Genomic DNA, 13,716 nt, shown 5'->3' with positions numbered 1-13,716 from the left:
GGGTGCGAAAGCGGCACTTTCACGTGAAAGTGCCGCTTTCGCGCTAGCGGGTGCGTCGGGTGACCAGGCGTTGCAGGACGATGAAGACGAAGAGGAGGGCGCCGGTGATGATCGAAGTCCACCAGGAGTTGAGGGTGCCGTCGAAGGTGATCAGCGTCTGGATGATGCCCAGCACCATGATCCCGAGCACGGTGCCCAGCACGTAGCCGGACCCGCCGGTGAGGATGGTGCCGCCGATGACGACCGCGGCGATCGCGGTCAGCTCCAGGCCGACGCCGTTGAGCGGGTCGCCGGAAGACTTGTACAGCACGAGAAGCAGCCCGCCCAGCGCCGAGCAGAACCCGCTGATCGTGTACACCGCGATCTTCGTGCGACCGGTCTTGAGGCCCATCAGCATCGCGGACTGCGCGTTGCCGCCGATCGAGTAGACCGTGCGGCCGAACCGGGTGAACGCCAGCACGTAGACCGCGGCGGCCACGACGACCAGCGCGACGACCACGCTGATCGAGATGTGCAGTTCCCCGCCGAGCGGGATCTGCGTCTGGGCCAGGGTCGCGATCGTCGCGTTGTCGATCGAGTACGCCTCGGTGCTGATCGTGTAGCAGAGCCCGCGGGCGAAGAACATCCCGATCAGCGTGGCGATGAACGGCTGGATCTCGAAGAAGTGGATGAGCGCGCCCATCCCTGCGCCGAGCAGCGCGCCGACCACCAGCACCACGGCGATCGCCGCGTACGCGGGCCAGCCGTGCTTCTGCAGCAGGTCGCCGGAGATCACTGTGGACAGTGCGACGACCGAGCCGACGGACAGGTCGATGCCGCCGGTGAGGATCACGAACGTCATCCCGACCGCGACCACGAGCAGGAACGCGTTGTTGATGAACAGGTCCAGCACGACCTGCCCGGACCCGAACGCGTCGTAGCTGGCCGCGCCGAAGACGTACGCGCCGATGAGCAGCGCCATCGTCGCGAGGATCGGGAGGTGCCGCTGCTGCGGCCGGTAGCCCTTGATGCGGGTCAGCGTGGTCATGCCGTGACCTCGACCTTCTCCGGAGCGGACGCGGGAGCCGACGCGGCCGGGCGGGCCTTGCGGCGGCGGAGCTTGCGGCGGAACGCGGGCGACTGCAGCAGGCACACCGCGAGCACGACCACGGCCTTGAACAGCATGATCGCCTCGGGAGGGATGCCCAGTGCGTAGACGGTGGTGGTCAGCGTCTGGATCAGCAGGGCGCCGATCACCGCGCCGCCGATGGAGAACCGGCCGCCGGTCAGCTGCGTGCCGCCGACGACGACGGCGAGGATCGCGTCGAGCTCGATGAACAGCCCGGCGTGGTTGGCGTCGGCGCTGTGCACGTTCGCGCTGATCATCAGCCCGGCGATGCCCGCGCACAGCGCGCAGAAGACGTAGACGAGCCAGGTCAGCCGGGCCGACCGGAGCCCGGCCAGCCGGCTGGCTTCGGGGTTGCCGCCGACGGCTTCCACGAGCAGCCCGAGAGCCGAGCGGCGGACCAGCAGCGACGCGAGCACGAACACGGCCAGCGCGATGAGGATGGCGCTCGGCAGGGTGAGCACGAACCCGCTGCCGATCCATTCGTAGGGCGCGGAGTTGATCGTGATGATCTGCCCGCCGGAGATCAGCTGCGCGATCCCGCGCCCGGCGACCATCAGGATGAGCGTCGCGATGATCGGCTGGATGCCCAACGCGGCGACCAGCCAGCCGTTCCACACGCCGAGCACCAGCGACAGCCCGAGCGCCAGCCCGACCGCGACGAGCGTGGCACCCACGCCGTCGGGGTGATCGGCGATCCACAGGCACGCGAGCGAACCGCTGATCGCGACGACCGCGCCGACCGAGAGGTCGATGCCGCGGGTGGCGATGACGAGCGTCATGCCGATCGCGATGAGGATCAGCGGGGCGCCGTTCTTCAGGATGTCGACGAGGTTCCCGTAGAGGTGACCGTCGCGCAGTTCGATCGAGAAGAACGCCGGGCTCGCGATCAGGTCGCCCAGCAGCAGCGCGAGCAGCGCCACCACGGGCCAGAAGAGCCGCTTCTTCGCCAGGCCGGTCATGCCTGCACCCCCTCGGCCATCGTGGCCATGACGTCGTCCGCGGTGAGCCCCTGGTTTTCCCGTTGCGCCACGACCTTCCGGTCGCGCAGCACGGCGACGCGGTGACTCAGCCGGAGCACCTCGTCCAGCTCGGCGGAGATGTAGACGACGGCCATGCCGTCCGCCGAGAGCTGCGTGACGAGCCGCTGGATCTCGGTCTTCGCGCCGATGTCGATGCCGCGGGTCGGCTCGTCCAGGATCAGCAGCCGCGGTTCGGTGATGAGCCAGCGGGCCAGCAGCACCTTCTGCTGGTTCCCGCCGGAAAGGTGGCCGACCAGTGCTTCGGGGTCGGCCGGGCGGATGTCGAGCGTTTCGATGTACTTCCGGGCGATTTCGTCCTGCCGGCGACGCGACAGCGGCCGCGCCCAGCCCCGGGAGGCCTGGAGCGCGAGGACGATGTTTTCCCGGACGGTCAGTTCTTCGACCAGGCCTTCGGTCTTGCGGTTCTCCGAGCAGAACGCGATCCGGCGGTCGAGCCCGGCGCGCGGGGTGCGCAGGTTCGCCGGCTCGCCGTCGATCTTCACGGATCCGCTGTCGGCGTGGTCGGCGCCGAAGAGCAGCCGGGCCAGCTCGGTGCGGCCCGAGCCCAGGAGCCCGGCGAGGCCGACGACCTCGCCGGCGTGGATGTCGAGGCTGAACGGCTCGACCCCGCCCTTGCGCCCGAGGTCCTCGGCGGACAGGAGCACCGGCGCGTCCGCGACTTCGGCCCGGCTGGGGCCGGAGTCCTCGAGGGTTTCGAGGACCCGCAGCTCCTTGCCGATCATCTTGGTGACCAAGTCGACCGGCGTGATGTCCGCGGTGCGGTACTCGCCGATCAGCTTCCCGTTGCGCAGCACGGTCATCCGGTCGGCGATGGCGAAGACCTGGTCGATGAAGTGGGAGACGAACAGGATCGCCAGGCCCTGCTCGCGCAGGGACCGGACGACCTTCAGCAGCTGCTCGACCTCGCCGGCGTCCAAACTGGACGTCGGCTCGTCGAGGACGAGCACCCGCGCGTCGACGTCGAGCGCGCGGGCGATCGCGACCAGCTGCTGCACCGCGATCGAGCAGGTGCTCAGCTCGGCCGAGACGTCCACGTGGACGTCCAGCCGGGCCAGCAGTTCCTCGGCCCGCCGCCGCATCGGGCCCCACTGGATGCGGCCGAAGCGGCGGGGTTCCCGGCCGAGGCAGACGTTCTCCGCCACGGACAGGTTCGGGCAGAGGTTGACTTCCTGGTAGACCGTGCTGATGCCGGCCTGCTGGGCCTCGCCGGGACCACCGAAAGCGACAGTGGTCCCGGCGAGAGTGATCGTGCCCGCGTCCACCCCGTACACCCCGGTCAGCACTTTGATCAGGGTGGACTTGCCGGCGCCGTTCTCCCCCATCAGCGCGTGGACTTCGCCCGGGAACAGGCGGAAGTCGACGCCGTCGAGGGCGAGGACGCCGGGGAACTCCTTGCGGATCCCGGTCATGGTCAGGATTTCGGCGGGCATGCGGGACCTCTCAGTACTGCCGCTGCGGCAGGGCGGCCTTGGCCGACGCCTGGTCGAACTCGGTTTCCTGGGTTTCGATGCGGGCGGGCACCTGCTCGCCGGCGGAGACCTTCTTCACCAGGTCCATCAGCTGCGGGCCGAGCAGCGGGTTGCACTCGACGACGTGGTTGATCTTGCCGTCGGCCAGCGCCGTCAGCGCGTCCTTCACGCCGTCGACCGAGACGATCTTGATGTCCTTGCCCGGCACCTTGCCCGCGGCTTCGATCGCCTCGATGGCGCCGAGCGCCATGTCGTCGTTGTGCGCGTAGAGGACGTCGATCTTGGGCTGGGACTTCAGGAAGGCCTCCATGACCTCCTTGCCCTTGGCACGGGTGAACTCACCGGTCTGCGAGGCGACGATCTTGTACTTCGGGTCCGCCGCGATGACGTCCGCGAAGCCCTTCTTGCGGTCGTTCGCCGGCGCGGAGCCGGTGGTGCCCTGCAGTTCGACGATGTTGACCTGGCCGGTGGCGCTGCCGAACTCCTTGGTCAGCCACTGCCCCGCCTTCTTGCCCTCGGCGATGAAGTCCGAGCCCAGGAAGGTCTTGTAGAGCGACTTGTCCGGCGAGTCGATCGCGCGGTCGGTGAGGATGACCGGGATGTTGGCCGTCTTGGCTTCCTTGAGCACGGTGTCCCAGCCGGACTCCACCACCGGCGAGAAGGCGATGACCTTGACCTTCTGCTGGATGTAGGAGCGGATCGCGGAGATCTGGTTCTCCTGCTTCTGCTGCGCGTCGGAGAACTTCAGCTCGATGCCCGCGGTCTTGGCCGACTCCTGGATCGACTTCGTGTTCGCCGTCCGCCAGCCGCTCTCGGCGCCCACCTGGGCGAAGCCGAGCGTGATCGCCCCGCCGGAGCCACCGGAAGAGCCACCACTCCCGCAGGCGGTGAGCAGCACGAGTCCGGCCGCCGCGGCCGCCGCGGCGGCCCATCGCTTCTTCAGCACGTTCACTCCTCGATCGACGGTGATCAAATTTGTTAGCGTTAACATTCGGAGGGGTCTTCTCGAGCGGGGCGCGTTCGCCGTGCTAACGCGGCCCGGTGCTCTCGCGGACGATCAGCTCGGGTACGACCAAGGCACGCGCGTGCCGGTCGCCCCCGTCCATCCGCTGGGTGAGCAGGCCGAACGTGCGCCGGCCGACTTCGATGAAGTCCTGGCGCACCGTGGTGAGCGGCGGCGTGAAGTACGCCGCCTCGGGTACGTCGTCGAAGCCCGCGACGCGCACGTCGCGCGGCACCGAAACGCCCGCCTCGGCGAAGGCGCGCAGCAAGCCGAGCGCCATCTGGTCGTTGCCGGCGAACACGGCGTCCAGCTTGGGTTCCGCGGCAAGGGATCGCCCCGCCTCGTAGCCCGACCGCGAACTCCAGTCGCCGCGGATCACCCGCGGGGCCGGAACCCCGTGGCGTTCCAGGGTTTCGCGCCACCCGAGCTCTCGATCCCGGGCCTCCAGCCAGTCCTCCGGCCCGGCGACGTGCCAGACCGTGCGGTGACCGAGGGCGAGCAGGTGCTCGGTGGCGCGGCGGGCGCCGTCGCGCTGGTCGACGGAGATGACCGGCACGGGCGCGGTCTCCCCGCCGCCGACGGCGACGACCGGGAAGTCCGCGGGCGCGGCTTCCAGCGCACGGCCCGCACTGACGTGCGGGGCGATGACGATGATGCCCTCGACCGCTTGGCGGCGCAGGTTTTCCACCGCGTCGGCGATCGACGACCGGCCCGGCCGGCTCACGCTGGAGATCGTGATCGCGTACCCGGCTTCGCGGGCGGCGTTCTCGATGCCGTACAGCGTGCTGGCCGGACCGTACAGATTGGACTCGAGCGCGACGACGCCGAGCGTCCCGGTCCGCCCGGTGACCAGCGCGCGGGCCGCGGAGTTGGGCCGGTAGCCCAGTTCCTCGATCGCCGCGAGCACCCGGGCCCGCGTCTCGGGGCGCACCGGGCCGGTCCCGTTGATCACCCGCGACACGGTCATGTGCGAAACACCGGCCACACCCGCGACGTCGGTCAGGCTCGGCTGCCGCGTCCCGGCCGCGGTCACCCGCACGGGTCCGCCGGAGCGGGGTCGTTCAGCCACCGGCGTCCCCTCTCCGTCCGCGTCGACTGGATCTGCGTCACCTGTTCCGGTGACGGCGAGGAGTAGTGTTAGCGATAACACCCTCGCGGTCAACCCTGGGTCGCGTAACGGTGTGGTCACGTGCCCCGGCGTCGCTGCTCGCGCGGATACCGGGCCCCGGCCTGCGGAAAGCTTCGTTTGTGATTCACCGGCTGCGCCGTGACCACGGTGTTCAGGCGCATGTTCGCGCCCGGAGTCAGAGCGCGATCGTGGCCGCCACGGGCAGATGGTCGCTCCCGGTCGCGGGCAGCGTCCAGGCCGCCACCGCCCGCACCCCGCCGACGAAGATCTGGTCGATCCGGGCCAGCGGCAGCGACGCGGGCCAGCTGAACCCGAACCCGTCCCCGGCCTCGTCCTGCGCGGTTTTGAGGCGAGCGGTGATCGGGGCCAGCGCCCGATCGTCGGCGGTCCCGTTGAAATCGCCGACGAGCACGGTCTTTTCCGCGGGGTCCGCGGCGATTTCGGCGGCGAGCCGTTCGACAGCGGCATCGCGTCCGTCGGCGGTGAACCCCGAGTCGAGCCGCACCCGCACCGACGGCAGGTGCGCCACGAACACCGCGACGGGCCCCTTGGGAGTGTCCACTGTGGTCCGGAGGGCGCGGGTCCACGGCATGATTTCGACCGGGCTGGTGTCCCGGAGCGGGAAGGTGCTCCAGACCCCGACGGTCCCTTGCACGGTGTGGTGCGGATACCGGGCGGCGAGGGCGTCTTCGTACTTCGGGATCTCCGACCGCTTGAGTTCCTCGAGCGCGATCACTTCCGCGTTCGAAGCCGCGAGGGTTCGCGCGGTGCCGGCGGGGTCGGGGTTTTCGTCGTTGACGTTGTGCGAGACGACGGTGAGGTCGCCGCCGGTGCCGCGGTGGTCGAAGAGCTTGCCGCCGAAGTCGGCGGTCCAGATCACGGTGGGGAGGAGGAGTGCGACGAGGGCGAGGGCCGAGCGGCGCAGGAGGGCGGTGGCGAGCAGGAGGAGGACGAGGGCGCCGGTCCAGGGGAGGAAGGTTTCGAGGAGACTGCCCGCGTTGCCGGGCCAGTTGGGGACGAGGGGGTGGGCGAGGAGGAGCAGGGCGATGAGCACGGCGAACGCGGCGATGACGCGGCCGCGGCGCCAGATCCCGGCCCACCGCTTGGAGGTGGGCAGGCGTCCGCCGCCCGACCCCGACAACCGGGCGGGCTCGGCTCCTGGATGCCCGCTGCCCCGCCCCAGCGGCTGGGTGACCGCCGAACTCGGGTCGCCAGGCTGCACGGTCGCCGTCATCGGGTGGCCGCCCTCGGCAGCTCGTGCTGGATCGCCGCGATCAGCCGGCGGCTGTTCTCCAACGCCGCCTTCAAGCCCGCCGCCGGGGTGCCGCCCGGGCTCTGGTGCAGGACCACCCCCAGGATCAACCGACCACCGGAAGCCTGCGCCGCCCACATCAGCGCGCCGCCCGCGGCCGTCGACGAACCCGTCTTCAGGCCGATCACACCGTCACTGCCCAAGAGCGTGTTCGTGTTGACCACCGTGCCCGGTACACCGTCGACGCGCAGGCTCGGCGTGGCCACGATCGCGCGCAGCACCGGTAGCTTCATCGCCTCGCGCGCCAGCCGCAGCTGGTCGGTGGCGGTGCTCGTGGTGGAGTCCTCGACCCCGCTCGCGCCGGTGTACGTCGTGCTCGTCATGCCGAGCGCCGCGGCCTCGCGGTTCATCTTCCCGACGAACGCCTCCTGGCTGCCCGCGTCCCAGCGGGCCAGCAGCCGGGCGACGTTGTTGCCGGACGGGACCAGCATCAGTGCCAGCAGGTCCCGCTCGCTGATCCGGCGGCCCGCACGGACCGGCGCGGTCGACTCCTCCGCCGACGTCGATTCGGCCTCGGCCTGCTCGTCGACGGTGATCTGCGGGCCCGCCTCGGCCGCGTCGAGCGGGTGGTCCTTCAGCACCACGTAGGCGGTCATCACCTTCGTGACGCTGGCGATCGGCACCGGCTGCTGTTCACCGCGGCTGCCGAGTGAGCCCAGGCCCAGCACCTCGGCGCTCGCCTGCCCGTCCGACGGCCACGGCAGCGCCAGGTCGATCGACGGCCGCGCCGCGCTCGCCCGGCCGGCGAGTTCCGGAGGGAAGAGCACCCAGCAGGTCACGGCGATGGCGACGGCCACCGCGGCGGCGATCCCGCCGGCGACGGGTGGGATGCGGGTACGGGACATGAGCTCCTCCGGGTGCCGAAGCGCGCTCGCTCGAGCGCACTCCGATCACTGTGTCCGGAGAAGATCGCCGGCCCGTCGGGGTTGTTCGACAGGTCTGAACCAGAAGTGTCACAGGCCTGTACCAAAAGACCGCCCGGCACCACGTCGCGCGGGCCAGCCGCCGGACGTCAGGGCTCCGGCAAAGTCGTGCGCGGTCTGCGGGGGTCGCGGGTCGTCACGAACGGGTCGTTCATGACCTTGCGGGCGGTGACCGATGTGGCGGCTGGGGCTGGTGTTCTGGTCCCGGATGCACCCAACGCCACATTGGGGCGCATCCGCCAGCCACCTCCGGCCCGACTTTGCCGGGGCCCCGACGCCTGGCAGGGTGAACGACCCCTTCATGACGTCCGGAAGCCGGACCCGGGAAAAGACGCGGGACCGGTCCGCTCCCCGCCGCGCACGGGGAGCGAGCCGGTCCCGCCGATCGGGGGCCGCTCAGCTCACGTGGACGTAGTCGACCACCAGCTGCTGCGGGAACTGCGTGCTGCCGTCGGGGTCGCCCGGCCAGTAGCCGCCGACCGCGAGGTTGAGGATCACGAAGAACGGGTGGTTGAACGCCCACGCGTTGCCGCCGACGTCGGCCGGCGTGCGGGTCTGGTAGACGTTGCCGTCCACCGACCACACGATCTTGTCGGTCGACCAGTCCACGGCGTAGGTGTGGAAGTCGTCGGAGAAGTTCGGGCCGTTGTACGCCGCTCCGATGCCGCCCGAACCCGAATAGCCGGGGCCGTGGATGGTGCCGTGCACGGTGTTCGGCTCGAACCCGACGTTCTCCATGACGTCGATCTCGCCGCAGTTCGGCCAGCCGACGCTGCCGATGTCGGTGCCCAGCATCCAGAACGCGGGCCACATGCCCTGCCCGCGCGGCAGTTTCATCCGGGCTTCGACGTGCCCGGACGACGTGGAGAACTTGCCGGAGGTGTTGAGCCGCGCCGAGGTGTACTCGCACGCGCCGTACCAGCAGTTGTTGCCGCTGTTCTCCTTCTTCGCGGTGATCACGAGGTGGCCCTGGCCGTCGAGGGCCGCGTTGGCGGTCCCGTCGGTGTACCACTGCCGTTCGTGGTTGTTGACGTTGTCGCCGGTCTCGTGCACCCACTTCGAACCGTCGACGCCGCTCCCGGCGGCACCGTCGAAGTCGTCGGAGAAACTCTCGAGAACCGAAGCGGCCTGGCTCGGCGGGGCGGCCACCACGGCGCCGAGCGCGAGCAGGGCGGCGGGGACGGCCAGCAACCGGGCCGTCCGGCGCCACCGGGTGGGGATCCTGGTCGACGTCATTGTCGCCTCTTCTTCTTCCGCGGGCGACGGCTGGCGGCTCACCGGCGCCCTATTTGTTGTGGATCACAACAAAGTATGGACGGCGAAGTGGCGAAGAACAAGGCTAACCGGTCGGACATTTTCCGACGAGTACCCGATGGTCCGGACCACCGGGTACTTTCGGGCAACCACGCGGGTCAGCGCTGGATGCAGTCGAGGCCGATGCCCAGCGGGGTCGCCAGGTACTGGCAGACGTGCGTGGCGTGGGCTGCGTCGGTTTCCGTGCACGCGATCGGCACGCCGAGCAGATCCACCGAGCAGTAGGCGTAGAACTGGTTCGCGCTGCCGGGCACCGGGTCGGCCGACGCCGGGGCCGCCGCGGCGACGACCCCGGAAACCGCGAGCGCACCGGCCGCCGCCAGGGAAGCGATTCGGGTCTTCATCGTGCTCTCCTCCCGCTTTCTCCCCTGTGTGTCAGGGGGTTCGTGCTGATCAAGATTCCCCGCCCGGTTCCCGTTCAGCTCCCGGTCACCGGAAAGTGTCACGCGGGCGCACCGCGAACCGAACAGCCGATGAACACCAGATTGCACTATTACGTCCGAACGTCGGTGTTTTCGAGCACCTTCGATCACCTACGCTGGTCGCGCCGCCCCTGCCGAGGCCCCTGGAGGCTCCCGTGATGGCCGATCCGAACGCGCTCACCCGACGTCGTTTCCTCGGCGGGGTCGCCGCCGCCGGTGCCCTCGGCGCCCTGCCGCCCGGCATGGCCGAGGCACTCGCCGAGCCCCGCGCGACCGGCAGCCTCTCCGACGTCGAACACGTCGTGGTCCTCATGCAGGAGAACCGTTCCTTCGACCACTACTACGGCACGATGCGCGGCGTCCGCGGCTACGGCGACCGGTCGGCGATCGTCCAGCCGAACGGCCAGGACATCTTCCACCAGCCCGATTCCGGGCGCGGCGACGGCAAGTACCTCCTGCCGTTCCGGGTGGACACGACCAAAGTGGACGGTCAGGACCTCGGCGACCTCGGCCACGGCTGGACCGACCAGCACCAGGCGATCGCCGGCGGCGCCAACGACGCGTGGATCCCCGCCAAGGGCGAGATGACCATGGGCTACTTCGGCCAGGGCGACATCCCGTTCCACCGCGCGCTCGCCGACGCGTTCACCGTGTGCGACCACTACTTCTGCTCGGTGCAGGGCCCGACCACGCCCAACCGGCTCTACCTGTTCACCGGCACCATCGACGCCGAGGGCAAGGCGGGCGGCCCGGCGAACTACAACCCCGCCGACTACAAGCCGGTCTTCAGCTGGACGACCTACCCCGAACGCCTGCAGCAGCACGGTGTTTCGTGGAAGGTCTACGCCAACAAGGAAGTCGGGGACGCGAGCGGCTCCTTCGTCGGCGACTACGGTGACAACCCGCTGTGGCTCTTCCAGGCCTACCACCAGGACTACACCAGCGAACTGTCCCGGCGCGCCAGTGTGTTCCAGACCTGGGGCCCGGATTCGGGGCAGGGCAAGGATGTCGACCACGTCCTCGCCGAGTTCAAGGCCGACTGCGCGAGCGGCTCGCTGCCGAAGGTGTCCTGGATCGTCGCGCCCTACGGCTACTGCGAGCACCCCGAAGCGCGGCCCGTCGACGGCGCCGCGTACACCCAGACCGTGCTCAACGCGTTGTGGGCCAACCCGAAGCTGTGGGAGTCCACCGTCGTGCTCATCAACTACGACGAGAACGACGGCTTCTTCGACCACGTCGCCCCGCCGATCGCGCCGTCCGGCACCGCCGGCGAGTACATCGGCGGCCAGCCGATCGGCCTCGGCGCGCGCGTGCCGATGACAGTGATCTCGCCGTGGAGCCGCGGCGGCTGGGTCAGCTCCGAGGTCACCGACCACACGTCGGTCATCCGGTTCCTGGAACGCTGGACCGGCGTCGCCGAGCCGAACATCAGCGCGTGGCGGCGCGCGCTCTGCGGCGACCTCATGACGTGCTTCGACTTCGGTGCGCCGAGCACCCAGATCCCGCTGCTGCCGGACACCGCCGCACTGCGCAAGCAGGCCGACGACACGCAGAAGAAGCTGCCGAAGCCCGCCCCGCCCGCCACCGGCACGCAGCAGGTCCCGGTCCAGGAGACGGGGACCCGGCCCGCCCGCGCGCTCCCCTACCGGCCGCTGGTCACGACGTCGCTGAGCGCCGACCGCAAGATCCTCACCACGACGTTCGCCAACCAGGGCACCGCGGCCGTGCAGCTGATGGCCTACCGCAACGACGGGCAGACCGACGGCCCGTGGCCCTACGACGTCGCACCCGGGGCGCAGGTCAGCGACACCTGGCGGATCCAGCTCTACGGCGGCGGCAAGTACGGCGTGGCGGTGCACGGGCCCAACCGGTTCCGCTGGGTGCTCGCCGGGGACGCGAACAGCGCCGGCGCGGGCGTCGACGTCCTCGGCGGCTACACCACCGACAACAAGCTGCGGCTGACCATGCGCAACTCTGGGACGACCGCCGTCAAGGTCACGGTCACCGCGAACCACTACCGCACCGACGGGCCGTGGACCTACATCCTCGCCGCCGGGCAGACGGTGACCGACGACTGGAACCCGGTCGCCTACGGGTCCGGGTGGTACGACCTGTCGGCCACGCTCGACGCCGACCCGAAGTTCCTGCGCCGGTTCAGCGGGCACCTCGAAACCGGCGCGCCGAGCATCACCGGGTAGCCGTTCACATCCGTGACTGTTGTTCAGTCCATTGACGGGCCTCGCCGAGGTCGCCTATAAAGGGAACGTCCGGGTGTCCGCCGCAACACCTCCGCTGTTTCTCTTTTCCGGAGGCCATCGGTGTCCCCACGAAGTGCCGTTTTCCTCGGTACCACAACCGTTTCCGCCGCCGCGGTCGCTCTCGCCCTGACCGGCGGGGTGACCGCGCGCGCCGCGTCGGCGAGTCTCTCCGCGACCTTCGGGCAGTCGTCGGTCTGGACCGGCGGCTACGGCGGCGGCTACACGATCGCCAACCGCGGCGACGCGCCCGCCACCGGCTGGACGGTCGAGTTCGACCTTCCGGCCGGCTCGGCGGTCACCAGCTCGTGGAGCTCGGTGAAGACGCAGACCGGGCAGCACTACAAGTTCACGAACGCCGGGTACAACGGCGCGGTCGCCCCTGGTGCGACCGCGAGCTTCGGCTTCAACGTCTCCGGCGCGGGCCTGCCCGCCGGCTGCACGGTCAACGGCGCCGCGTGCACGGGCGGCGGCCAGGTCACCACCACGCCGACGACGCCGCCCACGACCACGACCACTCCCCCACCGAGCAGCGACACCGTGAACGTCTCGACAGCCGCCCAGCTCCAGGCCGCACTGGCGAACGCGGTGCCGGGGCAGGCGATCAAGCTGGCGGCCGGCACCTACCGCGGCTCCTTCGTCACGACGAAACCCGGCACGGCGGCGAAGCCCATCACCCTTTCGGGGCCCTCGAACGCCGTTCTGATCAACGACGGCCCGTCCGGTGACGCACCCGACTGTCCGACGCCGACCGCGGGCTGGGACCCGGGCTACGGCCTCTGGCTCTCGGGCGCGCCGTACTGGAACCTGACCGGGTTCACGGTCCAGGAGTCCAAGAAGGGCATCGTCGTCGACAATTCGCCGCACACCACCATCGACGGCGTCACCGTGCACCACGTCGACGAAGAGGCGATCCACTTCCGCCGGTCGTCGGCCGACAGCGTGCTGAAGAACTCCACGATCACCTACACCGGGCTCGTGCAGCCCGGCTACGGCGAGGGCGTTTACCTCGGTTCGGCCAACTCGAACTGGGCCTGCCACGGCAACTCCGGCGGCGTCGACCGCGGCGACCGGATCCAGGTGCTGGACAACCACATCGGCCCGTTCATCGCCGCCGAGCCGATCGACGTCAAGGAAGGCACGACGGGCGGCCTGATCCGGGGAAACACCTTCGACGGCCGCGGGATCAGCGGCGAGAACTCGGCCGACTCCTGGATCGACGTCAAGGGGATCGGCTACACGATAGAGGACAACACGGGCACGTTCGCCGCGCCCGGCACGTTCGCCAACGGCTACGAGAACCACAACACCAGCACGAGCCCGTCGTTCGACAACGGCTGCGGGAACGTGTGGCGGAACAACAAGTCCGACCTCGGCGGGGCCGGCGCCTACGCGATCAAGATCAGCTCGGTGTCGAAGTGCGCGGCGAACCCGAACGTGGTGTACGCGTCGAACACCGTGACGAACGCCAAGTCGGGCCTGACGAACATCCCGGTCACGCCGTAGTCGTTCCCCCTAAAGGTGCATGGCCAGCCAGAGGGCCACCCACGCGGCGGCGGCGATCAAGGCGCCCGCCGCCGCCGCGAGGAGCACCCGGTGCAGGCCGCGGGCGGGTTTCGCCGGTGTCTCGATGTGGTCCATGGAGTCGATCATGAACCACGCGGGCCGATCACGACAGCCGGCGCGCTCGTCCGGGCGACCCCTGCGCGGGGTACCCCGGGCGACGCACGTCACCCCCGGA

11 protein-coding genes and 1 pseudogene are annotated in these 13,716 nt (G+C 70.0%); 2 read left to right on the top strand and 10 right to left on the bottom strand.

Translation table 11 applies throughout. The features are described from left to right. Positions 1-43 precede the first annotated feature (43 nt). The 9 genes and pseudogenes from yjfF to H4696_RS07580 form a co-directional block, all read right to left on the bottom strand. Entirely contained in the window at positions 44-1,027 is a 984-nt protein-coding gene (yjfF, locus tag H4696_RS07620) for a galactofuranose ABC transporter, permease protein YjfF (protein WP_086864613.1), read from the bottom strand. After that, a complete protein-coding gene (locus H4696_RS07615) occupies positions 1,024-2,067 on the bottom strand; it encodes an ABC transporter permease (RefSeq protein ID WP_086864614.1) in 1,044 nt (347 codons plus the stop codon). The genes yjfF and H4696_RS07615 overlap by 4 nt, the downstream gene beginning before the upstream one ends. Beyond that, positions 2,064-3,578, bottom strand: a complete 1,515-nt coding sequence (locus H4696_RS07610) for a sugar ABC transporter ATP-binding protein (RefSeq protein ID WP_086864615.1) — start codon at positions 3,576-3,578, stop codon at positions 2,064-2,066. Before H4696_RS07610 ends, H4696_RS07615 begins: the two co-directional genes overlap by 4 nt. A gap of 10 nt (positions 3,579-3,588) precedes the next feature. Continuing rightward, complete coding sequence (locus H4696_RS07605; protein WP_225955619.1) at positions 3,589-4,608, bottom strand: ABC transporter substrate-binding protein; 1,020 nt, start codon at positions 4,606-4,608, stop codon at positions 3,589-3,591. A gap of 37 nt (positions 4,609-4,645) precedes the next feature. After that, positions 4,646-5,689: a LacI family DNA-binding transcriptional regulator gene (locus H4696_RS07600; RefSeq protein WP_086864617.1), complete on the bottom strand. Its 1,044-nt coding sequence runs from the start codon at positions 5,687-5,689 to the stop codon at positions 4,646-4,648. Positions 5,690-5,924: 235 nt separating this feature from the next. Then, complete coding sequence (locus H4696_RS07595; protein WP_086864618.1) at positions 5,925-6,983, bottom strand: endonuclease/exonuclease/phosphatase family protein; 1,059 nt, start codon at positions 6,981-6,983, stop codon at positions 5,925-5,927. Further along, positions 6,980-7,906 carry a D-alanyl-D-alanine carboxypeptidase family protein gene (locus H4696_RS07590; protein WP_192782144.1) on the bottom strand — a complete coding sequence of 309 codons (927 nt, stop codon included), beginning with the start codon at positions 7,904-7,906 and terminating at the stop codon, positions 6,980-6,982. Before H4696_RS07590 ends, H4696_RS07595 begins: the two co-directional genes overlap by 4 nt. A 477-nt stretch (positions 7,907-8,383) precedes the next feature. Next, positions 8,384-9,220, bottom strand: a pseudogene (locus H4696_RS07585) (glycoside hydrolase family 16 protein); the annotation flags it as partial. Positions 9,221-9,396: 176 nt separating this feature from the next. Then, positions 9,397-9,642 carry a hypothetical protein gene (locus H4696_RS07580; protein WP_086865699.1) on the bottom strand — a complete coding sequence of 82 codons (246 nt, stop codon included), beginning with the start codon at positions 9,640-9,642 and terminating at the stop codon, positions 9,397-9,399. A 236-nt stretch (positions 9,643-9,878) separates the two neighbouring features. Between H4696_RS07580 and H4696_RS07575 the strand changes: the two genes are divergently transcribed. Both H4696_RS07575 and H4696_RS07570 read left to right on the top strand, forming a co-directional pair. Next, a complete protein-coding gene (locus H4696_RS07575; protein ID WP_192782143.1) occupies positions 9,879-11,918 on the top strand; it encodes a phosphocholine-specific phospholipase C in 2,040 nt (679 codons plus the stop codon). A 120-nt stretch (positions 11,919-12,038) separates the two neighbouring features. Next, positions 12,039-13,481 (top strand): cellulose binding domain-containing protein, encoded by a 1,443-nt coding sequence (locus H4696_RS07570; protein ID WP_192782142.1) that lies wholly within the window; start codon positions 12,039-12,041, stop codon positions 13,479-13,481. A gap of 9 nt (positions 13,482-13,490) precedes the next feature. Here H4696_RS07570 and H4696_RS50700 read toward each other — a convergent pair whose 3' ends face one another. Next, positions 13,491-13,616 carry a hypothetical protein gene (locus H4696_RS50700; RefSeq protein ID WP_264086318.1) on the bottom strand — a complete coding sequence of 42 codons (126 nt, stop codon included), beginning with the start codon at positions 13,614-13,616 and terminating at the stop codon, positions 13,491-13,493. Positions 13,617-13,716: the final 100 nt, after the last annotated feature.

This window comes from Amycolatopsis lexingtonensis (assembly GCF_014873755.1).
GTDB lineage: Bacteria > Actinomycetota > Actinomycetes > Mycobacteriales > Pseudonocardiaceae > Amycolatopsis > Amycolatopsis lexingtonensis.
The sequence above is the reverse complement of the archived record's forward strand: the minus strand, read 5'-3'. Positions and strand labels throughout refer to the sequence as shown.

What these genes read in the sequence shown, in the direction of transcription:
- yjfF (WP_086864613.1), bottom strand. Translation starts at nt 1,027, where the DNA reads ATGACCACGCTGACCCGCATCAAGGGCTACCGGCCGCAGCAGCGGCAC.
- H4696_RS07615 (WP_086864614.1), bottom strand. Translation starts at nt 2,067, where the DNA reads ATGACCGGCCTGGCGAAGAAGCGGCTCTTCTGGCCCGTGGTGGCGCTG.
- H4696_RS07610 (WP_086864615.1), bottom strand. Translation starts at nt 3,578, where the DNA reads ATGCCCGCCGAAATCCTGACCATGACCGGGATCCGCAAGGAGTTCCCC.
- H4696_RS07605 (WP_225955619.1), bottom strand. Translation starts at nt 4,608, where the DNA reads ATGTTAACGCTAACAAATTTGATCACCGTCGATCGAGGAGTGAACGTG.
- H4696_RS07595 (WP_086864618.1), bottom strand. Translation starts at nt 6,983, where the DNA reads ATGACGGCGACCGTGCAGCCTGGCGACCCGAGTTCGGCGGTCACCCAG.
- H4696_RS07590 (WP_192782144.1), bottom strand. Translation starts at nt 7,906, where the DNA reads ATGTCCCGTACCCGCATCCCACCCGTCGCCGGCGGGATCGCCGCCGCG.
- H4696_RS07580 (WP_086865699.1), bottom strand. Translation starts at nt 9,642, where the DNA reads ATGAAGACCCGAATCGCTTCCCTGGCGGCGGCCGGTGCGCTCGCGGTT.
- H4696_RS07575 (WP_192782143.1), top strand. Translation starts at nt 9,879, where the DNA reads ATGGCCGATCCGAACGCGCTCACCCGACGTCGTTTCCTCGGCGGGGTC.
- H4696_RS50700 (WP_264086318.1), bottom strand. Translation starts at nt 13,616, where the DNA reads ATGGACCACATCGAGACACCGGCGAAACCCGCCCGCGGCCTGCACCGG.